Raw genomic sequence first — 21,286 nt, forward strand, 5'->3', positions numbered from 1 at the left:
GACCAGCGGGTACGGCGGAGGCGTTGCGCGAGGCTGCCAACAGATGTCCTTCCGAGGGCTCGCGGCGGACTGACTACACGCACGCCAGACAACCTCGCAACGTGAGCAAGCATCGCGGGTCGTCAAAAAGGGAGCGTGGAAGCCCGAGCGTACTCGCTCTAATAGAATTTGTCCACGCTCACGCAGACCCATCTTCCCGGTCGCATTTTCATCATGACGTATGCCGCTCCGCTTGTCAATCCCCAACGCAGCTCGTCGGTAGTTCCTCCTGATATTCGGGGTAATGTCGCGGGTCCAGATAAAGGTGGCGAGAAACTACTTTCGAGGAGTGGAGCGCCGGCGAAGCCAACCGGCCGCACGATGAGCGACCGGGCCGAGCAGGCTGACCTCTCTGGTGGCCTTCTTCAGCGCCTGAACGGCGTTCTGCGACTCCGCCGTGACCTCTTTCAGCTTCGCCGTCGTGCGCCGCAGTTCGGCGGTGAGCCGGTCCAGGTCGCTCTCCGGCGACGCGGGCTTCGGCTTCTTGCGCTGGTTGACGCGTACGAGCTCCCGATCCCCGAGGGCATCCGTCGTGTGCCACAGATCGGTACGGGACTTGAGCCATTCGAGCAGGCGCCGCTGGACGGGCACCGGATCGCCCCACGTGGCGTACAGCTTCTGCGTGCTGATGCAGACCGGCGCCAGCCCGAGACCGGCGACCGCCTCCCAGACCGCGAGCGCGACGCCCGGCGTGTGCTCGCTGCGGTAGTCGTCGAAGGCGACGATCCCGTCCTCCTTGAGCACGGTCCGCGCCGCCAGGACGTCACCCTTGACATGTGCGTACAGGTGCGACGCGTCGACGTGGACGAACCTGCAGGTGTCCGCCTTCACATGATCGAGGATGATCGACGTCGGCCCGTGCACGATCTCGGGCAGGGTGTCGTGGACGCTCAGATAGTTCTGCTCGAACTTGTCGCGGGTGAGCGTTGAGTACGACCCCGTGGTCTCGGCGTTGTTGTGCGCGTCTGGCGCGTCCGACTCGAACAGGTCGCAAACGGTGAAGGTCTCTCCCTGCCGCATATGCCCGCCGATCAGGACGGCGCTCTTGCCGAGGTACGTCCCGAGTTCGAGGACGTCGCCCGAGGCGCCACCCGACAGGAACCACTCGAACAGGCGCTGGTCGGTCGGCCAGAACCAGCCGGGAATGCGCTCGAGCGCGGCGGTGAGATCCGGTGTCGACATGCCCGGACGCTAGCAGCCTCGGTTTCCGGGGCAGAAGAGAGTTTGCCGCATGGTCATGGAGAGGTCGCTGGGAGTTCCAACAGCCCAGCGAGCGGATGGCCGAAACGGATTCGGGCACGTATCGGTTCTACGCGGGGCCGGTGAAGGTCTATGGGCGCGACCGCGCCCACGGGGAGAGAGCCTTCAGGTGGTGAGTTCCAGGCCGCCGTCGATGGTGAGGACCTGGCCGGTGATCCAGGTGGCACCGGGGTCGGCGAGGTGCACGATCCAGGCGGCCACTTCCTCGGGAGTGCCGCGGCGGCCGAGCGGGATGCGGGCGGTCTCGTCTCGCTTGATCTGCTCGACCACCGTGTCGGGCAGGCCGGCCGCGGTCAGGGCCTCGCTTTCTGTGGGGCCGGGGGCCAGGGCGTTGACGCGGATGCCGTCGGCGGCCAGTTCCAGCGCCCAGCTGCGGGTCAGCTGCTCCAGGGCGGCCTTGGTGGCGGCGTAGTGGGCGGCGCCGGGCAGGGGGCAGTGGCCGTAGGTGCTGGAGATGTTGATGATCGTGCCGCGGTTGGCGCGCAGGTGCGGCAGCGCGGCGTGGGCGAGCAGGCTCGGCGCGGTGACGTTGAGGGACAGGAGGTCGGCGATGCGTGCGGCGTCGGTGTCGGCCAGGGTCATGACGGCGGTGGCGCCGGCGTTGTTGACCAGGACGTCCAGGCGCCCCCAGCGGTCGACGGCCGCCTCGATGATCGCGGGTGGCGCGCCGGCGGAGGTGATGTCGGCGGCCAGGGTGGTGATGTTCGGATGGTGGGCGGCGGTCTGATGCAGGGCTTCGGCGCGGCGTCCGACGCCGAGCACGTGCGCTCCGGCGCGGGCGAGGGCGATCGCGGTGGCGCGGCCGATCCCGGATCCGGCTCCGGTGACGATCGCGACATGGTTCTGCAGGTGACCGGCGGGTGGGACGGTCATGGCACTCTCCTTTGTTCGTTGTTCGTGAAACATCGAACAAGCTATCATGGTGGAATGAAGCAGGTGCACCACCCCGAAGTGGGCGAGATCGGGCTGACCGGGGTGATGGCCGCCCTCAGTGATCCCATCCGGGTCGGTCTGGTGCGGGTGCTGGCCGACGGCCGTGAGCGCGGGTGGGGCGAGTTGCGGGCGCCGGTCGCCAAGTCGACGCTCAGCCACCATCTGCGAGTCCTGCGTGATGCCGGGCTGACCCGCACCCGCCAGGAGGGCACCCGCTGCTTCGTGGCCTTACGCACAAAGGATCTTCAGGCCCGCTTCCCCGGGCTCCTCCAGGTGGTGCTGGCCGCGGCCGAGGACGAGGAAATCGGTCATCAGGTGAGCCTGAAGGACGATCGGCAGCCTGCCTGAACCGGATCAGCGAACGAGAGGAAGGCGGAGCACGAAGCTCGCGCCGCCGTCGCTCGACTCCTCAACGTGCAGGGTGCCGTGGTGAGCTGAGGCGATGTCGCGGGCGATGGCCAGGCCCAGGCCGACGCCTCCGTGGTCGCGACTGCGGGCCGTGTCCAGGCGGGCGAAGCGCTGGAAAATGCGTTCGCGGTCGGCCGGGGAGACACCTCGCCCGTCGTCGGACACGGCGAGTTCCGCATGGTCGCCTGCGCGGCGCAGTCTCACCTCGAGTCTGTGCCGGGCGTGACGTCGGGCGTTGTCCAGCAGGTTGGCGAGCAACCGGGCCAGCTGCCAGGAGGCGGCCTCCACCGTCACCGCGGCTTCGAGATCGAGCCGCACGTCGCAGCTCTCGGTCCACCGAGCCGCCACTGTCCCGACCAGGGTCGTCAGATCCACTTCCTCCCGCCTTCCGCCGAGGCCGGCCTCGAGGGTGGCGAGCAGGAGCAGGTCATTGACGATGTTCTCCAGCCGGTCGAGGTCGTCCGTCACGTGGTTCAGCAGATCGGGCAGGTCGATGTCGTCCGGGTGCAGCCGCGCCTCCTCCACTTGCACGCGTAGCGCGGCGAGCGGCGTACGCAACTCGTGTGAGGCATCGGCGGCGAATTGCCGTTGGCGATCCAGCAGTTGCTCCGCGAACTGGGCGGTGTAGTCGGCGTTCTGTCTCATCAGGCTCTCCCTTCCAGACACGCCCGGCCGGGCTTATGGATCCATCGCTTCGCGCAGGCTCCGGCCCCTCCTTCGACCGGCCAGAGCAGCCGAACCCGCAAGGGGAAGGCGCAGGACGAAGCTGGCGCCACCGGTCTCGGACTCCCCGGCGTGCAGGCTGCCGATGTGCGCCCGGGCGATGTCACGGGCGATCGCCAGGCCCAGGCCGGTGCCGGCGTGGTCGAGGCGGCGGGCGGCCTCCAGCCTGGTGAAGCGCTGGAAGATCCGTTCTCGCTCGGATTCCGCGACTCCTTCTCCGTCGTCGGCGACCGTCAGCTCGGCGTGGTCGCCGTCGCGGCTCACCCGGACCTCGACCACGTGGCGGCCGTGCCGTTGGGCGTTGTCCAGCAGATTGGTGAGGACACGGCCGATCCGGATCGGGACGGCCTGGACGGTTACGCCGGGCTCCAGGCGGAGTTGAACCGCGATGCGATCGTTCCTGCGGGCGATCTCGTCACGGACCAGTTCGGCGAGATCGACCCGCTGCGGCTTCATAGGCGGACCGGCCTCCATCTCGGCGAGGGCCCGCAGGTCGGTGAGGACCGCGTCCAGTCGGTCCATGGCTCTCAGCGCCCGGGCGAGCAGGTCGCCGAGGTCGGTCTCATCGGGATGCAGCCAGGCCTCCTCCAGCTCCGCACGTAGCCCGGCGACCGCCGTGCGCAGTTCGTGGGAGGCGTCGGAAGCGAAGCGCCGCTTCTTCTGCAGCTCGCGCTTCAACTCACGCATCGTGTCGGAGGGCGTTCGGATCGTCGGCGCGGTCCGGCCGTCACCAGAGGGGCGCGGGGTCTCGCAGTCATACAGGGGCGTCGGGCCTGCCGTCACAGGACGTACTCCTTCCGTTGCCTTCACATTCCGTGCACGCCAGTCCGCCGACCATCATGATCTTCGTGCCGGATCCTGCCGGCGGACATCCGCTGCCGTTCGGCTGCCAGCTAGGACAGGACAGCCCTGTGGCCTGTGACAGCTCCGCGAGCTGCGCGCTGGGTGCCACGCTGTCACAATTCGGCATGCTGCCCGGTCTTTCAGACCGACCAGGCGTAGCGGACCGACAGGAGCGAGATCTTGCCACCAGCCAGCACCACCATCCGGATCCGGGTTCGGATGAGCGCGCGGGCCATCGATGAGCCGCACCGCGCTTCGAGCCAGCTCGAGCTGCTGTTCGATCTCACCTTCGTGGTCGCGGTCGCGGCCGTCACCGCCCAGTTCGCGCACAGCATCGCCGACGGTCATGCCCTCACCGGGCTGGTCCCGTTCCTGCAGGTGTTCTTCGCGATCTGGTGGGCGTGGATGAACTTCACGTGGTTCGCCTCGGCCTACGACACCGACGATGTCGCCTACCGGCTGCTGACCATGGTGCAGATGGCCGGCGTGCTGGTCCTCGCCGCCGGTGTGCCCGCCGCGGCCGAGCACTCCGACTTCAGGATCGTCACACTGGGCTACCTCGTCATGAGGATCGGCCTCGTCGCCCAATGGCTGCGAGCCGGTCTCGAAGACCCGGCCGGCCGTCGTACCGCGCTGCGCTACGCCGCCGGACTCAGCATCCTGCAGCTGGGATGGATCCTTCGCTTCCTCCTCGCGGAAGCGGGCGGCCTGCCGGCATTCGCCGATCTGCCGTCCTACGTCGGCCTGGCCATCCTCGAGCTCGCTGTACCCCGGTGGGCGGGCGGGGCCAGGGCCACCAACTGGCACCCGCACCACATCGCCGAGCGCTACGGCCTGTTCACGATCATTCTGCTCGGTGAGAGCGTCCTGGCCGCGAGCAGGGGAGTCGAAAGAGCGCTCGAAGCGGACGAGATCAGCAGCCCTTTCATCGTCATCGCCGTCTGCGGCCTCGTCCTGCTGTTCGCTCTTTGGTGGCTCTACTTCCTCATAGAGTCGGGGGAAGGTCTCCATGACCGCCGTCATCGGTCATGGCTGTGGGGATACGGCCACTACGGCATCTTCGCGGCCCTGGCGGCCCTCGGCGCCGGGCTCGAAGTGGCGGTGGAGCAGAGCGGGCACGACATCGCGGCATCACCGCTGGCACTCGGCTACGCCGTCGCCATCCCGGTCGCTGTGTATCTCGCTGCGTTGTGGGCGGTGCACGCACTCGTCGCAGAGCCCGTCATCCGTCCCGCCGCAGTTGTGGTCTGCGTCACCGGCATCCTGCTGCTGCCGCTCGCCTCACGCCCGATCGGAGTGGCCGGCGTGGTCGCGGCGATCACCGCCGGCTGCGTTCTGCTGGTCGCCGTCACGATCGCGACCACGGCGGTTCGGGCTCGCGCCGGAGTGCGTCGCCCTGAGCCGGAGCCCTCCAGCTCTGGCGTGTCGTGAAGGAGACCACAAGGATCACGCTTGCGCCGGGCCGGAGCCGGTGGACACCGCGGTGAGCTTGGCCGGGTTCACCATCCACAGGACCTGGTCGATGCCCTGATCCGAGGCGTTGACCGTGATGACCCCGAACACCCGCCCGTCGCGGCTCAGCAGCGCGGAGGGCTGCCCGTTCGTGCTCCCCCAGGCCACCTCTACCCCGGCCCAGAAGCGGGGCGAGAACGCCCTGACGACCTTCGCCAGCCGCGACGCCCCCACCACAGGAAAGCGGGTGGCGCCGCGCACGACGCCGCCGCTGTCGGTGTAGCTGATCACGTCGGCGGCGAAGAGCTCTTCCAGCGCGGTCAGGTCGCCGGCGCGGGCGGCGGCGACGAAGGCCTTCAGCAGCCTGCGTTGTTCGTTCCTGGTCACGGGCGTGCGTCGTTCGACGAGCACGCGCTTGCGGGCTCTGCTGACGAGCTGGCGTACGGCCGGCTCGTTGAGCTGGATGATGTCGGCGATCTGCCGGTAGGGGTATTCGAACGCCTCCCGCAGCACGTACGCCGCCCGTTCCGTGGGCGAGAGCCTCTCCAGCAGAAGCAGGACCGCGAGCTCCAGAGCCTCACCCCGCTCCGCGCCGAGGTGCGGATCCGCGCCGGTGTCGACGGGCTCGGGCAGCCACGGGCCGATGTAGGTCTCACGGCGGGAGCGGGCGGACTGAGCGGCGTTGATGGCCAGCCGCGTGATCGTCTTGGCCAGGAACGCGGGCGGGTTGTCCACCGTGTTGCGGTCATAGCGCTGCCAGCGCAGCCACACCTCCTGCACCAGATCCTCGGCCTCGGTGACGCTGGACAGCATCCGGTACGCGATCCCGAACAGGCGCGGCCGGACACTGGCGAACACCGCCGCAGCCTGTTCGAGATCTTCCGGTTCGCCGGATTCACTCGCCGGCACGGTATCCGCCACAGTCATCACCCCTGCTCCGGCGTCCCCTTTCGCCGGTAGTCCGAGCTTGGGGACCTTCTGGACCGCTATCTGCCGCCCTACCCCTTGAGCGACGGGGACAGGCCGATGGCGAGGAACAGTCCAGGAAGATCTCTCGGTCACGCCATGCTATGCGGCGATCGTCGCCGCCCTGCCAGCAGGTGCGCACCGGGGTCAGACTCCGAACGCCGCCGGGTAGCGGATGGTGCCGGTCGGCACGGGCCGGGTGGGGTCGAAGACCAGCGCCATCATGTATTTGTCCTCGACGTCGAAGGGCGGCCGGATGGAGTATCCGGAGGCCGGGGTGAAGCCGAAACGCGGATAGTACTCGGCGTGGCCGAGCACGAGCACGAGGTTCTCGCCCTGCTCGCGGGCGGCTTGCAGGGCGGCGTGGATGGCGGCCGAACCGGCGCCGCGCCGCTGGTGCTCGGGTCTGACGGCGCACGGGCCCAGGGTGAGCGCTGGAGAGCCGTCGACGAGGCAGCGGGTGAGCAGCGCGAACCCGGCGATGCCGCCGTCGGGAGCCTGGGCGACCCAGGACAGGCCGGGGATCCACGCCTGCGGGTCGGCACGCAGGGCCTCGACGAGGTCGGCCTCGTGAGAGGTGGGGAAGGCGGCGAGGTTGACCTCGCGGATCTGGCCGTGGTCGGCGGCGGTTTCGGGGCGGGTGATCCAGGAGGTGGTCATAAGAGGTATGAGTCCTTTTCCAACGCCGAACGATCGGCAGCCTAGCAAGAGGAGGAGCCTGCCCGGTCGCCATGCCAGGACCGCCACAGCGCCGCGTACGTCCCCCCGACGGCCACCAGCTCCTCATGTCCCCCGAGCTCCACCACCCGCCCCTCCTCCATGACAGCAACCCGATCCGCATCACGAGCCGTCTGCAGGCGATGCGCGATGGCGATCACCGTCCGCCCTTCCAAGACGGCGGCCATCGCCCGCTCCGTGTGCCGCGCCGTCCGCGGGTCCAGCAGTGCCGTCGCCTCGTCCAGCACCAAGGTGTGCGGATCGGCCAGCACCACCCGAGCCAGGGCCAGTTGCTGAGCCTGCGCCCCGTCCACCCGGTAAGTCGCGGCCCCCACCTCCGTGTCGAGTCCGTCCGGCAGCCCGTCGACCCACTCCAAGGCCCCCACGGCGGCGAGCGCCGCCCGCAGGGCGTCGTCGTCGGCCGAGGGGGCCGCGATCAGCAGGTTGTCGCGCAGCGTGCCGAGGAACACATGGTGCTCCTGGCTGACGAGGACGATGCGCCGCCGCAGCTCCGAGGGGTCCACGTCACTGATCGGGACGCGGCCCACCGTCACCGATCCGGTCCGCGGCCTGTCGATGCCTGCCAGCAGCCGGCCCAGCGTCGTCTTCCCGGCGCCCGACGCCCCGACGATCGCGAGCCGTTCCCCGGGCCGCACCACCAGGTCGACCCCGTGCAGCACATCACCGCCTCCGCCCTCGTAGGCGTATCGCACCCCGGACACCTCGATCAGATCGCCGTCAGGCTCCCGGCGATCTCCCGGCGAGGCGGCTGACGGTACCGATGCGAGCCCTTCGACCCGGGCGAAGGAGGCGCCGCTGCTCTGTAGCTGGTCGATGCGCAGCAGGATGGTGTCCAGCGGTTGGGAGAGTTGCCGCAGGTACAGCGCCGCGGCGACCACCGCGCCCAGGCTCATCAGCCCGTGCTCGTGCAGCACCGCCCCGACCAGCAGCACGCCCACCACGGGGATGCTGTAGGAGACGTCCACGATCGGAAAGAGCACACTCCGCAGGAACAACGTCCGCAGGCGGGTGCGCCGGCACGTGGCGATCGCGTCCTGGCAGACCGCGATCCGCCGCTCCTGCAGCCCCAGCGCCTCCATCGTGCGAGCCCCCGCGGCGGTGGCCGCCAGCTGCTCCGCGAGCGCCGAGTTGGCCTCCCCTTCAGCCAGGTACGCGGGCAGCGCCCGCCGCAGATACCACCGGACCGCGAACCAGATCCCCAGCAGCCCCACTACCCCGACCCCGCCGAGCAGCGGGTCGAGCACGAAGACCGCCCCCATGATGAACAGCGCCTGCACCCCGGCGATCAGCACGTCGGGCCCGGCATCGCGCACGGTGGTGCCGACCATCGCGACGTCGGTGGTGCCGCGGGTGGTCAGGTCGCCCGTGCCGGCCCGCTCGATCACCGAGGCCGGTACGGCGAGCGCCCGGTCGGCGACCTCCTCCCGAACGCGCGCCAGCGTCCGCTCCCCGAACCGATGCCCGACATAGCTGGCATACCGCGCGAGCAGGAGCTGAATCAGCGCGAAGACCAGGATCCCGAACGCCAGTCGATCCACCGCACCGACCCCGCCACCGGCCTTGACCACATCGATGATGCGGCCCAGCAGCCACGGCCCGACGAGCCCGGCCCCGGCGGCCAGCGCGTTAAGGGCGATCATGGCGGCGAAGGCCCGGCCGTCCCGCCGGATCAGTCGCAGCATGGCGCGGCGCACCTGGGACGGCTCGGCCACCGGCAGGGCCCTCATGAGGCGGCCATCCCGCGCGACACGAGGAGCCGGTAGCCAGGCTGCTCGGCCAGGAGGTCCTGATGGCTGCCGGTCGCCGCGACGACCCCGTCCTCCAGGTAGTAGACAGTGTCCGCCTGGTCGAGCACGAGCGGCGACGTGCTGGTGACGACCGTGGTACGCCCCGAGCGTGCGGCCCGCAGCCGGCCCGCGATCGCCGCCTCCGTGTGCGCGTCCACCGCCGAGGTGGGCTCGACGGCGAGCAGTGTTTCCGGATCGGCCAGCAGCGCCCGCGCCAGGCGTACGCGCTGCCGCTGGCCGCCCGACAGGTTGCGGCCCTGCGGATCGATGGCCGAGTCGAGCCCGTCCGGCAGCCCGCGCACGATGTCCTGGGCCACGGCCGCGTGCAGGGCCCGCTCGATGGCCTCGTCGTCCGGATCGCCCCTTCCGGAGACGACGTCGCGGAGCGGGCCGGCGAACAGGTCGGCCTCGTTGTCGGCGACCAGGATCCGCTCGCGTACCCGCGTCAGGTCGATCTCGTCGAGGCGGGTCCCGTCCCACAGCGCGGCCGGCTCGGAGAACCGGCCGAGGCGGTCGATCACCGCCGCCGATTCCGCCGGCCGGGCGCTGACGAGCGCGGTCAGCGTCCCGGGCGTGATCTCGACCCCGGATTCCTGATCACGCAGCACCGCCGCTCCCGAGGGTGCGTGGGCGTCCCCGCGGGGGACCGGTGTCAGGGAGAGGAACTGGACGACGCGGCGGGCGGCGACGAGTCCGCGGCTGAGGTCGTACCCGCCCTCGATGAAGAACGAGACCGGCACCACCAGCACGGCGGTGTACCCGTAGACCGCCACCAGCTCGCCGACCGTGAGGTCGCCCTGGACCGCCATCCGCGCCGCCAGCCAGGTCACGGCCCCGATGAACAGGGTGGGCAGGCCGACGCCGAGCGCCTGGATCCAGCTCGTCACCGCCCCGACCCGATAGCCCTCCGCCTGGAGGTCCTGGGAGCCGCGCCGGTAGCGCTCGGCGTACACCTCCTTGCCGCCGAGGCCGTTGAGCACGCGCAGCCCTCCGGCGATGTCCACGAAGCCGACGGCGAGCGCGCCCTGCCGCGTCCGGTACGTCGTCTCGGCCGTGCGAAGCCGCCCCATCAGCGGCCCGGCCAGCCCCACGAGCAGCGGTATGCCGGCCAGCACCACCACGGCGAGCAGCGGCGAGACGGTCAGCAGGAGCACGGCCACGACGATGTACGCCAGGACGGCGCCGACGCCCGGGCCGGTGATGGTCAGCGTCTGGGCGATCACCGTGACGTCGGTGAACCCGATCGTGACGACCTCTCCGGCCGTGACCTTGCGCGACAGCGCCGAGCCGAGCCGGGTCGCCTGTGACACCACGGCCTCGACGGTGGCGAAGGCGGCGTGCATGCGCACCCTGGTCATCGTGCGATGCCGCATGATGCCCAGCCAGGCGTTCACCACTCCCACGCCTAACAGCGCGGCCGCCCATCCCGCCAGCGTGGGCCAGCGCCCGGGTGTCAGCCCGTCGTCGATGGCGCGTGACAGGAGATACGGCGGCAACGTCAGTCCCACCATCCACGTGCTCCCCAACACCGCCCCGGCGACGCAGCGGCCACGCTGGGTGCGGACCAGCCACCAGAGATACCGTCCTGCGCTACGAAAGTCCGGTTTGCCCGCTTCCATGATCCGCAGTCTAGTGATGGCTCCTCGGCCTCTCGTGGACAGGGAGATGTCCCCCAACTGGGGAATTGACACCCGTTCGCTACCATGAGATAGGGGCAGATGTCGCGACGCACGGGGGGCGAAGGGATGGCGATAGACGACGCCTTCGCTGCCGCGTCGGAAGAGGAACGCCTGCGGATCCTCGCCGCCGCGTGCGCCGGGCTCAGCGACATAGAAGTCCTGCAGTACGCGCTGGACCAGGCGGTCGCCGACCTGCACGCGCTGAGTGGCATGGTGCATTGGCGCGGGCCCACCGGCAGTCACGAGCTGCGCCTGGTGGTCGCCTCCGGGCTGCCTCCGACGGACCTGTCGGCGCGCGGGGACATCCGCCATGCGATCTCCCGCGCGCTGGACGACGGCGTGCTGACGTTCATGCCCGTCACCCTCGACGCCGGCACAGACCACTCCGTGATGCTGACGGCGGTCCCGCTGGACGGCGCCTCCGGCGCCTGGGTCGGCGTCCTGTCCGTGCTGACCGATGGGCCGGCCGCGCCGCCGAGCGAGCGGCGGGCGTTCCTCCAAGCGCTGGCCTCCTGGCTGGCCGAGCGATGCGGCACCTCGGAGCCGGGCAACGGCCCGGCCCGCCTGTGGCAGTCCGACTCCCACCTCCAGCGGGCTTTGGAGGCGGCCAAGGCCGGATCCTGGGAGTGGAACATCCGCACCGGCGAGGTCCACTGGGACGAACCCGCGCAGACGATATTGGGCGTCGACCCCGGCATCGACCAGTACGACATCGACACCTGGGTGAACGTCGTGCACCCCCAGGACCTGCCCAGGGTGATGGCCGCGAAAGACAAGGCCGTCCGCACCAGGAGCCTGTACGAGATCGAATACCGCGTCTGCCGCGCCGACGGCACCACCGGCTGGATGCACGCGCGTGGCCGCCTGGTCCTGGACGAGCAGGGCGAGCCGGTACGCATGATCGGCACGGTCTGGGACACCACTGAGAGCCGCATCGCCAGGGAGTCGGCCGGCCGCGCGCTGCAGTACATGAGCGACGCCTTCCTCGCGGTGGACGGCGACTGGCGGATCGTCTTCGCCAACCTCGACGGCGAACGCCTCCTCGGATCCACCGACCTTCACGGCCGCCTGTTGTGGGACCTGACCGCGGGCGACCTGCCCGACCTCCGGGCCCGGTGCCTCCAAGCCGCCGACGACCGCACGCCCGCCAGCTTCGACATGCAGTGGCCGAGCGACCAGCGGTGGTACCACGTACGGCTGGTCCCGGTGCCGGACGGCCTGACGTTCTACTTCGCCGACGTCACCGAGAAACGCCTGCGCGACGCGGAACGTGCGGCCGCCGAGCGCGCCACCGCCGAGCGGGCCGCCTGGACTCAGGAGATGACCCGTGCGCTCAGCGAGGCAGTGAGCGCCCAGGACGTGGTGCGGATCATCACCGAGCGGGTCCTGCCGACCTTCGGCGCCGCCGGACTGCTGATCGTCACGGTCGATGACGATCGTCTGCGCATTGTCGGAGCCGTCGGCCATTCTCCCGATTTTCTCCGCCGGATCGAGCAGCACGCGGTCCTGGACCGTTCCGTGCTCACCGACGTGATCCAGACCGGTGTGCCGGCCTTCATCGAAAGTCGTGACCAGTGTCTGGAGACCGACCTCCTCGAGGCCGACTCGGGCATGAACGCCTGGGCGGTGCTCCCACTCATGGTTCCCGGGCACCCCGGCGGCTGCTGCGTGATCTCCTTCGAACGCCCCCGGCGGTTCACCGGGGAGGGACGCCCGCTGGTCACCGCGCTGAGCGGGCTGGTCGGCCAGGCCCTGGCACGGGCCCGCATGTACGACATGGAGCATGCGCGCGCCGAGGAACTGCAGCGCCTGCTCGTCCCCCGCGAGCTGCCGTCGCTACCCGGCGTCACCGCGGCGGTCCGCTACCTGGCGGCGGACGGCGCCCCGGAGCTCGGCGGAGCCTGGTACGACGTCATCCCCCTGTCCTCGGAGCGGGTGGCCCTCGTCATGGGCGACGTCAGAGGGCACGGCGTGCCCCAAGCCGCCACCATAGGACGCCTGCGCACGGCCGCGCGTACCCTCGCGGACCTCGAGCTGCCGCCCGACGATCTCCTGGTCCACCTCAACGACCTGGTCAAGGAGCTCGGCGAACACCTCCACGTCACGTGCCTTTACGCCGTGTACGACCCCACCAACGGCGAGTGCACCCTGGTCAGCGCCGGGCATCCGCCGCCCGCCGTCGTCCATCCCGACGGCACGGTCCAGGTCCTGGACACCCCGCCCGACCTGCGGCTCGGCGCCGCGCAGCCGCCCTTCAACCCGGCCGAGCTGCGCCTGCCCGAAGGCGCGCTCCTCGTGCTCTACACCGACGATCTGATCGAGTCCGCGCACCGGGACATGGACGACGGCATGGCCGAGCTCACCCGGCTCCTGACCGGTGCTCTTCCCCGATCCCGCAGCGACCTGGATCGTCTGTGCGACGCCGTCACCCAAGGCATGCGCCCCGAACGGCAACAGCCCAGCGACGGCGCCGCCCTGCTCATCGCCCGCACCCTCCGGCTGGCGCCCGAGGACGTCGGCTCCTGGTCCTTGCCCGAGAACCCGATCGCGGCCCGCGAGGCCCGCGAGCACGTGCGGGAGCAGCTCGCCGGCTGGCGCCTGGACGACCTGGTGCCGACCACCGAACTGGTGGCCAGCGAATTGGTCGCCAACGTCATCCGCCACGCCAGGGGCCCGATCCGGCTTCGCCTGCTGCGTGGCCGCACCCTCGTGTGCGAGGTCTCCGACGGCAGCCAGACCACACCCAGGATCCGCCGCGCCGCGGACACCGACGAAGGTGGTCGCGGGCTGCAACTCGTCGCCGCCGTCTCCCAGCGCTGGGGGACCCGCTTCACCGCCGACGGCAAATGCATCTGGGCCGAACAGCTCCTGCCTGCCTAGCTACGAGCCGGTGACGCTGACGCTGGTGAACCACCCAGCGGGGACGCGGACCAGACCTGGTGATTTCGGCACGACGGCGAGGTAGATCGCGGCGGCCTTGTGGACCGCCTTGCGCGCGAAGCGCTCGCCGTGGCTCAGCGCAGCGATGTGGCGGGTGGAGAAGCTCATCGTCGTATCGGTGCCGGGACGCGCGACGAAGGTTTCTTGCTGCCTTATGCCGTACCAGACGAGCGCGCCGCCGGATGACGTCCTGAGCGCGTAGATCTCCGGGGCCGGCTGTGGGCGGATCGTCATGGTCCATTGACCCTGCAACGCCTTGCGATCGGTCACTCTGGCTTTGGCATTCTGCCTGGGACTGGAATTGGCCGTGAATATCCGCCGGGCACGCTGGTCCTCGCCGAAAGTGCTCTGCAGGCGGGCGTGGGCCTGGACGATCTGCCGTGGCGAGGCGATGAGGCCGTTGCCGTCGTCCGGCGCCACCACCGTGGCAAGGCCGTTCTTGTCGCGTGCGGGGGTGGGCGGCCGGGACTTGGACGTGGTGGAGGAATAGGCGACCGCGCGCCAGCCGGCCGACGTCTTCTTGAAGATCGCCTGCCACCAGCCGGAGACGCCCTTGTAGCTGTACTCGGCCATGAACCACGGCGCGCCGGCGCCCTTCCCTGGGATGGCGAACCGCGTTTTGGCAATGGGTTTCCTGGACGACGACACGCTCTCGCCGATCATCTTGCGGACCTTGCTCTGGGCCTTGCTGATCTCCGCGGCCAGCTCGGCCTCCGCGGCCGTCCAGTCTGTTCCACCCTGCAGGGCGGCATTCTTGATCGCCTTCTCCCACTGGCCGAAGATGGATTCGGCCTCCGCGACGGTGACGACGCCGCGGGGCGCGGCCGGTGCGGTCGAGGCCGAGCGGCCGAACGCGGCCTGCCCGCCGGAACTGCAGGCGGTGGCCGGCAGGGCGAGGACGGTGAGCAGGACAAGTAACGGACGGATGGTCATGACAGGTCTCCGGGGGTGTGATTGCCCCGAAGTACGCGCTCGCCGTTCGCGCGGGTTCAGCCCTCGGTCCGAGCGATAACGAGAAGGTTGGCTACGGCTCGGCGACCGCCGGGTAGCGCGCACCGTCGCCCAGGGCACACCGGTTGCAATGAGGCGCAGGTAGGCGCGGTTGGCGTGGGAGGAGTAGGCCTTGTTGGCCAGCATGCACCCGGGACGCTTACAGGGACGACCCGGCCCGCGGCGCGAGATGCGCCCACTCTCCAGCACGCGTCGGAAGTACGGGCTGTCGCCATGCTGGCGGAGGCAGATGACCCGGGTGATCGGACGGCAACTCCGGCCGGTGACCAGGTGCACCATGGCACTCAACCCGCCCCGCTAACGGCTCCAGCGCTTCCCGTCGCTTAGGCCCGCGGCGGCCGTGTCTAGGCCCTGGACGAGCGTGCCTCGACGGCTTTGACGAAGCGGGAGATGTGGCGGAAGACGAGCCGCGCCTCTGGTAGCACGTCGGCGAAGATGGCGAAGTCATGGGGCATCGAGCGCCACTCCTCGTAGGTCACCGGGACGCCGTGCGCTCGGGCCCTCACGACGACCCGGTGCGCATCGTCTCTCAGGAGTTCTGTGGAGCCTGTCACGATCATGAGCGGCGGGATCCCTGTGTAGTCCCCATACACGGGCGACACCAGGGGGTCGTGGCTGTCGCGCCCGGCCGTCCAGTGGCGGGCTAGCCAGTCGATCCGGCTGGCGGACAGCATCGGGTCGGTCCACCGGTTCGCCTCGTGCCGCGCGTCACTGAGGTCCGTCCACGGGGACAGGCAGATGGCGGCTGCGGCCAGCGGTGTGCCTTCGTCTCGCAGGGCGAGCAGGGTCGCAAGGGTGAGGTGACCACCTGCGGAGTCCCCGGCAAGCAGGATGTCCTGTGGTGCGTATCCCTGGTTGAGCAGGCAACGGTAGGCGTCGCAGGCATCGGTCAGCGACTCGGCCAGTGAGCGGCCTTGGTGGTAGTCCAGCGCGAGCACCGGCCGCTTGGTCGCGGCGGACAGCCGCCAGCTGATGGTGCGGTGCGTAGCGGGCGAGCCGACGAAGTACGCGCCGCCATGGAAGTACAGCAGAACCTTGCTCTCGTCGAGATTCGGTCCGCGGCGGACCCACTCGCCGGAGCAGGAGCCGAGCTGCTCCGGAGCGACGGAGACGTGGCGAGGCAGGCGGCTGGGCACATGCCCGCCGAGCATCACCAGCCGGTTGGCGATGAGCATGCTGATGGTGTTCCGCAGGAGGATGGCGCAGATGGGCTTCACGGTGCACTGGAGGAGCATGTTCAACGCGGCCGTCTGCCAGCTGACCGGCCCCCCGGGGCGAACATCCACATCGATCTTGTTGCGCATGTCAGCCTCTCAAACTCCCATCCTCTCCGAATACATGTTCTATTAGTCTGTCTACATTGAGTGAACGACGAATCGCTATGAGGTATTCCGAACTGGAGTGCGATTTACATCGGCCGTCCACCTGTCGGATTTTGGGTGGTCTCCATGGGAAGAGGTGAACGGGTGTAGCACATCGCTTGAACTGGTCTCAGAAAGCCCTAATGGATCAACGAGTTCTGATCTGCGGGCACCCGTGGGGTTCCAACCGAGCGGGTAAACGGAGGACACGTGAGATGCATCAGAGTGCGACGCAAGCCGTCATAGACCGGCAGGCTTCCTCGTTCGCCAAGTCGTTGTTCGTTGGCAGGCTCCACTCCGAGATGGTATTCCCCTATCCCGAGCTGCGACGAGACGAGGCCCGTAAGGTCGGCGAACTGATTGGGGCAGCGAGGGAATTCCTCGACAGCCACTACGACGCCGACAAAGTGGAAGGGCAACGATGGATCGGCGATGACGTGATCCGTGGACTCGGCGAGCGTGGGCTGCTCGGCCTCTTTGTCGCACCGGAGCATGGTGGCCAGGGTTTGTCGCAGGGCGGCTACTGCCGGGTGATGGAGGAGTTCGGCGGATACGACGCCACGCTGTCGGTGGTGATGGGGGTGCATCAGTCGATCGGCATGAAACCGATCCACCTGTTCGGCACCGAGGAGCAGAAGGCGCGCTTCCTCCCTGATCTCGCCTCCGGCCGCAAGCTGGCGGGATTCGCCTCACCGAGGCGAACGCCGGCTCGGACGCCTCTCACCTCGAGTCATGGGCGCAACGGCAGCCCGACGGCTCCTACGTGCTCAACGGGGAGAAACGCTGGATCGGCAACGGGTCCAAGGACGTGCTGTGCACTTTCGCCGGCAGCGATCAGGGGCATATCGCCCTGATCCTGGAGCGCGGCATGGAGGGCTTCGAGGCCGCCGAGCGGTATGACACGCTCGGCTTGCAAGGCAACGACCTGCGCCGTCTCCGATTCCGCGATGTGCGCATCCCCAAGGACAATGTTCTGGGCGAACCCGGCGACGGGTTCAAAATCGCGATGCACACCCTCAACAGCGGACGGATATCGCTCGCCACCGGAGCGGTGGGAGGCGCCAAACGATTGATCGCGATGGCGATCGAGCACACCAGCGAGCGCAAGCAGTTCGGCCGCCCGCTGGCCGACTTCGAGCTGGTGGAAGACAAGATCGGCTGGATGGTCAGCTACCTTTACGGCCTGGAGGCCATGACCTACCTCACCACCGGGCTGGTGGATGCCGGGGTGCGGGACTACGCGGTCGAGTCCGCGATGGTCAAGGTGGCGGGCAGCGAGTATCTCTGGTACTCCACCAACCGCGTCTTCCAACTCCTGGGCGGCGCCGCCTACATGGCCGACTCTCCCATCGCCAAGATCCTGCGCGATACCCGCATCCTGCCGATCTTCGAAGGCGCCAACGACGTCCTGCGGGCGTTCATCGCGCTGTCCGGGCTGAAGACTGTAGCCGACGAGGTGCCCGATCTTCGCAGGCTCAATCTCACCGACCCGATCCGCACCATCGGCACCGTCGCCGAGTACGTGGTCGGTCGCATCACCCGCACCGTACGCCCCCACAAGCTCGACCCCGTTCACCCCACGCTCCACGCACCGGCCGGCGCGGTCGCCGACCAGACCGCACGGCTGCGCGCCACGACCGAGAAACTGCTCCGCATCCACGGACGCGAGGTCGAACAGCGCCAACGCCAGCAGAAGAGGATCGCCCACGCGGCGACCGACATCTACGCCCAGATCGCCACCCTCTCCCGTACCACCGCGCTGTTTGAGGACCAGGGAGTCGAGGCCTCCGGGCAGGAACGCTACATCGCCACCTCGTTCTGCGAACGAGCAGCCAAACGTGTGGACAACCAACTCGACCGTGTCGACGACAACGACGACAAGCGCCTCCACTTCATCGCGCGCCTGGCCTACAACCGCGCCGGCTACACGCCCGGGCGATCAAGCTAGGCGATCCCCGCAGACCGTCTCGACGAGCGGGTGGATCTCACCATATGGGGCAGGAGAGAGGGGCCACATGGAAGGAGGTCGCCGTGTCTGGAACCTCGCGTCGCCAGCATGTGGTCATCGTGGGAGCGGGATTCGCCGGTTTCCATGCCGCTCGCACTCTGGCCCGCCTGGCCAGAGGCGCCATCGACATCACACTGGTCAGCCAAGCCGATTACTTTCTCTACCTGCCGCTTCTTCCCGAGGTGGCCTCGGGCGTTCTCGATGCGCGACGGGTCACCGTGCCGCTGGCGGCACGCTGTCGCGGTGTCCGGCACGTGCTCGGCGAGGTGTACGAGATCGACCTCGGCCGCCGGACCTTGGAATACCTCGATCCGGAGAACGGTCGGCACGCTATGACCTACGACCGGCTGGTGCTCACGGTCGGCAGCGTCAACAAACTCCTGCCCATCCCCGGGGTCTCTGAGCACGCGCACGGCTTCCGCAGCGTGGCCGAGGCGCTTTACCTGCGCGATCACCTGCTGCGCCAGATCGAACTGGCCGACGCGACCCGCGATGCCGGTGAGCGGGCGGCACGGTGCACGTTCGTGGTCGTGGGCGCCGGATACACCGGCACTGAGGTGGCCGGCCACGGCCAGCTGTACACCCGCCAGGCCGCTCGGCTCCGGCCCGGCCTGCGTGACCAGCCGATCCGCTGGCTGCTGATCGACACGGCGCCGCGTGTCCTGCCCGAACTGGATCCCCGCCTGTCGGATTGCGCGAGCCGGGTCTTCGCCCGAAGGGGCGTCGACGTTCGTACCGAAACGACAGTGGAGGTGGCCACGCCGGAGGGGGTGCAACTGTCCGACGGCGAGTTCGTCCCCACCCGGTCGCTGATCTGGTGCGTCGGTGTCCGCCCAGACCCGCTCATCGACGGCCTCGGCCTTCCCAGCACAAAGGGCCGGCTCAATGTCGACGAATACCTCGGCGTGCCAGGCCACCCGGAACTGTTCGCCTGTGGTGACGCCGCCGCCGTCCCCGACCTGACCCGGCCGGGACAGCTCACCGCCATGACAGCCCAGCACGCCCAGCGACAGGGCAAGCTCGTCGCGCACAACATCGCCGCGTCCTACGGTCATGGTGAGCGCAGGCCGTACCGGCACCATGATCTCGGGTTCGTCGTGGACCTCGGCGGCGCCAAGGCGGCCGCGAACCCCTTCGGGGTGGCGCTGTCCGGGGTGCTCGCCAAGGCCGTGACACGCGGCTACCACGTGCTCGCCATCCCCGGGGGCAGGACCCGCATCATCGCGGAATGGCTGCTGGATGTCCTGCTGCCGCGCCAGATGGTGCAGCTCGGGCTGGTACGCGGCTCCGCGGTACCACTGACCGCGGACGCGCAACGCGGATTGGTCGACCGGCGGATCCGACCTCCCGGCGAGAAGATGGAAACCAGTCATGCCCCACGATAATGAGCGGCGTGCCCAGGTCCCTGCGCCTGGGGGCCGTGTAGCCAAGCATGCGAGCCACAGGCATCGCGCAATGGCAGCCGCTCGATCAAGGCCCCAACGGACGAGGCTCCCACTCTTGAGATTGTTCGGGCGTTGCCGCTGCGCCACGCCTCCACCAGGTCGTGGGTGACGAACAGGACCGCGGGCCGGCGCAGCTCCCACAGCTTGAGCAGCTCGTCCTGCAGGATGACCCGCGTCTGCGCGTCCAGCGGGCCGAACGGCTCGTCCATGAGGACGACGTCGCTGTCGTAGGCGAGCGTGCGTACGATCCCGGCCCGCTTGCGCATGCCGCCGGACAGCTCGTGCGGATAGTGGTCCTCGAACCCGGCCAGCCCCACCAACTCGATGAACTCCTTGGCCCGGCGGCGGCGCTCGGGCTTGGTGACGTGCCGCAGCTCCAGCCCCGGGCGACCGGCCGGCCCTCGTGGACGACCTGGCCGGCCGACGGCTGCATGAGTCCCGCGACCAGGTTGAGCACGGTGGACTTGCCGCAGCCCGACGGGCCGACCACGCTGACGAACTCGCCAGGTCGCGCCGTGAACGTCACGTCCTCCAGCGCGAGCAACGGCTGAGCGGCCACGTGGAACAAACGCCTTGTAGACCCCTTCCAGCCGGACGGCTTCGTCGGCCACCATGCGATCGGCTCCATACCGGATACTGAAGATCGTAGACCGAATACAGAACAAGGGGCTACACCCGTCGCAAGGTCTCCACGCCCGCCTCCTCCAGCCGTACGGCCTCCGACACGAGCTCGGCCAGCTCAGGGAACGACGTGCGGGCCGATGCGACCCGCGACCACTGCCTGCCGGCCTCCCGGTAGACGGCCGCCGCCTCGGCGTGCCCGGTTTCGGTCAGGAAGTCGGCGTAGAGCGGCCGGGTGGCGCCGGGCGTGGTGTACTCGACCTCCAGGCAGTCCCGCAGCCGGTCGAGCACCGGCACCGGATCGTCCCCGAACCGGCGGGTCCAGCCCTGCTTGCTGGTGGTGTCGGCGAGCTGCGCGGCCAGCTTGCGCATGCCCGACAGCCCGAAGTTGACGTCGAAGCTGTTGCCCAGCACCGGACCGGTCAGCTTGGCGACGGTTTCCCTGATCGCGCCGGTCACGTCGGGTGCCCCGGTCGCGGGGCCGGTGACCTCGATGAGGTGGTGCTTGGACTTCTTGATCGCTGACCAGGCCGCCATGAAATCGGCCAGCGGCAGCTCGCCGGGCTCGTCGTCGTGCACGTGCACGGTGTCGCCGCTGATGCCGGTCACCACGACGTCGACCGGGTCGGGGAACGGGAGGTCCGGCCGCCAGGGCAGCTGGTAGCGGCCCACCCGGCAGATCGGCTGCCGGCCGGCGTCGAGCGCGGCCCGCAGGTGCCGTTCGGCGACCTTGGGGGAGCCGGTCTGGCGGCTCTCGTACGGGATGCCGGCCCGGTCCAGGGCCCGCGGGATCATCGGCTCGGGATGTGCCCGGGCCACGATCGTGAGCATTGGGGCGTGGCCGGCGTACTCGAAGACGAAGTACATGAACCCGATGCCGCCGCCGAGCCCCAGCAGCATGGCCTCGGAGTAACCGCCGCCCAGCACGCGCAGCAGCAGCGCCGACTCGTGGTGGTGGCGCTCGGCGCGCGCGGCGACGTGGCGGCGGGCCGTGGTGTAGGACTCGCCGGTCTTGGCCATGCGGTCGCGGACCCTGCGCTTGAGATGCTTGTGATCGGTCATGATCGCTCCC

The 21,286-nt window shown here is 69.4% G+C and carries 17 protein-coding genes and 2 pseudogenes; 6 read left to right on the forward strand and 13 right to left on the reverse strand.

The window, feature by feature from the left end; all coding sequences use genetic code 11:
* Positions 1 to 315: 315 nt before the first annotated feature.
* Entirely contained in the window at positions 316 to 1,221 is a 906-nt protein-coding gene (locus ACTWQA_RS54850) for a class I SAM-dependent methyltransferase (RefSeq protein WP_443166756.1), read from the reverse strand.
* 183 nt (positions 1,222 to 1,404) lie between these two features.
* The gene (locus ACTWQA_RS54855; RefSeq protein WP_443166757.1) at positions 1,405 to 2,172 is read right to left on the reverse strand and encodes an SDR family NAD(P)-dependent oxidoreductase; all 768 of its coding nucleotides are present in this window, start codon (positions 2,170 to 2,172) and stop codon (positions 1,405 to 1,407) included.
* A gap of 54 nt (positions 2,173 to 2,226) precedes the next feature.
* Here ACTWQA_RS54855 and ACTWQA_RS54860 point away from each other — a divergent pair, with 54 nt between their 5' ends.
* Positions 2,227 to 2,580, forward strand: a complete 354-nt coding sequence (locus tag ACTWQA_RS54860) for an ArsR/SmtB family transcription factor (protein WP_443166758.1) — start codon at positions 2,227 to 2,229, stop codon at positions 2,578 to 2,580.
* 6 nt (positions 2,581 to 2,586) lie between these two features.
* Here the strand turns inward: ACTWQA_RS54860 and ACTWQA_RS54865 are convergent, their stop codons facing one another.
* Together ACTWQA_RS54865 and ACTWQA_RS54870 are read right to left on the reverse strand one after the other, a co-directional pair.
* Positions 2,587 to 3,285: a sensor histidine kinase gene (locus ACTWQA_RS54865; protein WP_443166759.1), complete on the reverse strand. Its 699-nt coding sequence runs from the start codon at positions 3,283 to 3,285 to the stop codon at positions 2,587 to 2,589.
* A gap of 33 nt (positions 3,286 to 3,318) precedes the next feature.
* A complete protein-coding gene (locus tag ACTWQA_RS54870; RefSeq protein WP_443166760.1) occupies positions 3,319 to 4,050 on the reverse strand; it encodes a sensor histidine kinase in 732 nt (243 codons plus the stop codon).
* 336 nt (positions 4,051 to 4,386) lie between these two features.
* Between ACTWQA_RS54870 and ACTWQA_RS54875 the strand changes: the two genes are divergently transcribed.
* Positions 4,387 to 5,637, forward strand: a complete 1,251-nt coding sequence (locus tag ACTWQA_RS54875) for a low temperature requirement protein A (RefSeq protein WP_443166761.1) — start codon at positions 4,387 to 4,389, stop codon at positions 5,635 to 5,637.
* A gap of 15 nt (positions 5,638 to 5,652) precedes the next feature.
* On the opposite strand, the gene ACTWQA_RS54880 is transcribed toward ACTWQA_RS54875, so the two are convergent.
* The 4 genes from ACTWQA_RS54880 to ACTWQA_RS54895 form a co-directional block, all read right to left on the reverse strand.
* On the reverse strand, positions 5,653 to 6,585 hold the full coding sequence (locus tag ACTWQA_RS54880) for an RNA polymerase sigma-70 factor (RefSeq protein WP_443166762.1): 933 nt from the start codon (positions 6,583 to 6,585) through the stop codon (positions 5,653 to 5,655).
* 186 nt (positions 6,586 to 6,771) lie between these two features.
* Entirely contained in the window at positions 6,772 to 7,284 is a 513-nt protein-coding gene (locus ACTWQA_RS54885; RefSeq protein WP_443166763.1) for a GNAT family N-acetyltransferase, read from the reverse strand.
* Positions 7,285 to 7,325: 41 nt separating this feature from the next.
* Positions 7,326 to 9,089 carry an ABC transporter ATP-binding protein gene (locus ACTWQA_RS54890; protein ID WP_443166764.1) on the reverse strand — a complete coding sequence of 588 codons (1,764 nt, stop codon included), beginning with the start codon at positions 9,087 to 9,089 and terminating at the stop codon, positions 7,326 to 7,328.
* A complete protein-coding gene (locus ACTWQA_RS54895) occupies positions 9,086 to 10,768 on the reverse strand; it encodes an ABC transporter ATP-binding protein (protein WP_443166765.1) in 1,683 nt (560 codons plus the stop codon). The genes ACTWQA_RS54890 and ACTWQA_RS54895 overlap by 4 nt, the downstream gene beginning before the upstream one ends.
* Positions 10,769 to 10,894: 126 nt before the next feature.
* Between ACTWQA_RS54895 and ACTWQA_RS54900 the strand changes: the two genes are divergently transcribed.
* Entirely contained in the window at positions 10,895 to 13,708 is a 2,814-nt protein-coding gene (locus ACTWQA_RS54900; protein ID WP_443166766.1) for a SpoIIE family protein phosphatase, read from the forward strand.
* On the opposite strand, the gene ACTWQA_RS54905 is transcribed toward ACTWQA_RS54900, so the two are convergent.
* Positions 13,709 to 14,905 carry a hypothetical protein gene (locus tag ACTWQA_RS54905; protein WP_443166767.1) on the reverse strand — a complete coding sequence of 399 codons (1,197 nt, stop codon included), beginning with the start codon at positions 14,903 to 14,905 and terminating at the stop codon, positions 13,709 to 13,711. It abuts the gene before it with no gap.
* Between the two features lie 218 nt (positions 14,906 to 15,123).
* Positions 15,124 to 16,083: an alpha/beta hydrolase gene (locus ACTWQA_RS54910; protein ID WP_443166768.1), complete on the reverse strand. Its 960-nt coding sequence runs from the start codon at positions 16,081 to 16,083 to the stop codon at positions 15,124 to 15,126.
* Positions 16,084 to 16,442: 359 nt separating this feature from the next.
* On the opposite strand from ACTWQA_RS54910, the pseudogene ACTWQA_RS54915 reads away from it, so the two are divergent.
* From ACTWQA_RS54915 to ACTWQA_RS54925, 3 genes and pseudogenes are all read left to right on the forward strand, one after another.
* Positions 16,443 to 16,796, forward strand: a pseudogene (locus ACTWQA_RS54915) (acyl-CoA dehydrogenase family protein); the annotation flags it as partial.
* A gap of 26 nt (positions 16,797 to 16,822) precedes the next feature.
* Positions 16,823 to 18,088, forward strand: coding sequence for an acyl-CoA dehydrogenase family protein (locus tag ACTWQA_RS54920; protein WP_443166776.1), 1,266 nt, complete (start codon positions 16,823 to 16,825; stop codon positions 18,086 to 18,088).
* Between the two features lie 83 nt (positions 18,089 to 18,171).
* Positions 18,172 to 19,533 carry an NAD(P)/FAD-dependent oxidoreductase gene (locus ACTWQA_RS54925; protein WP_443166769.1) on the forward strand — a complete coding sequence of 454 codons (1,362 nt, stop codon included), beginning with the start codon at positions 18,172 to 18,174 and terminating at the stop codon, positions 19,531 to 19,533.
* Here ACTWQA_RS54925 and ACTWQA_RS54930 read toward each other — a convergent pair.
* The 3 genes and pseudogenes from ACTWQA_RS54930 to ACTWQA_RS54940 form a co-directional block, all read right to left on the reverse strand.
* Positions 19,518 to 19,910, reverse strand: coding sequence for an ATP-binding cassette domain-containing protein (locus ACTWQA_RS54930; protein WP_443166777.1), 393 nt, complete (start codon positions 19,908 to 19,910; stop codon positions 19,518 to 19,520). The two genes, ACTWQA_RS54925 and ACTWQA_RS54930, sit on opposite strands and share 16 nt — an antisense overlap.
* 125 nt (positions 19,911 to 20,035) lie before the next feature.
* A pseudogene (locus tag ACTWQA_RS54935) lies at positions 20,036 to 20,221 on the reverse strand (ATP-binding cassette domain-containing protein); the annotation flags it as partial.
* Positions 20,222 to 20,262: 41 nt separating this feature from the next.
* Positions 20,263 to 21,276 (reverse strand): BtrH N-terminal domain-containing protein, encoded by a 1,014-nt coding sequence (locus ACTWQA_RS54940; protein ID WP_443166770.1) that lies wholly within the window; start codon positions 21,274 to 21,276, stop codon positions 20,263 to 20,265.
* Positions 21,277 to 21,286: the final 10 nt, after the last annotated feature.

It is taken from the genome of Nonomuraea sp. 10N515B (assembly GCF_052245915.1).
Classification (GTDB): Bacteria; Actinomycetota; Actinomycetes; order Streptosporangiales; family Streptosporangiaceae; genus Nonomuraea.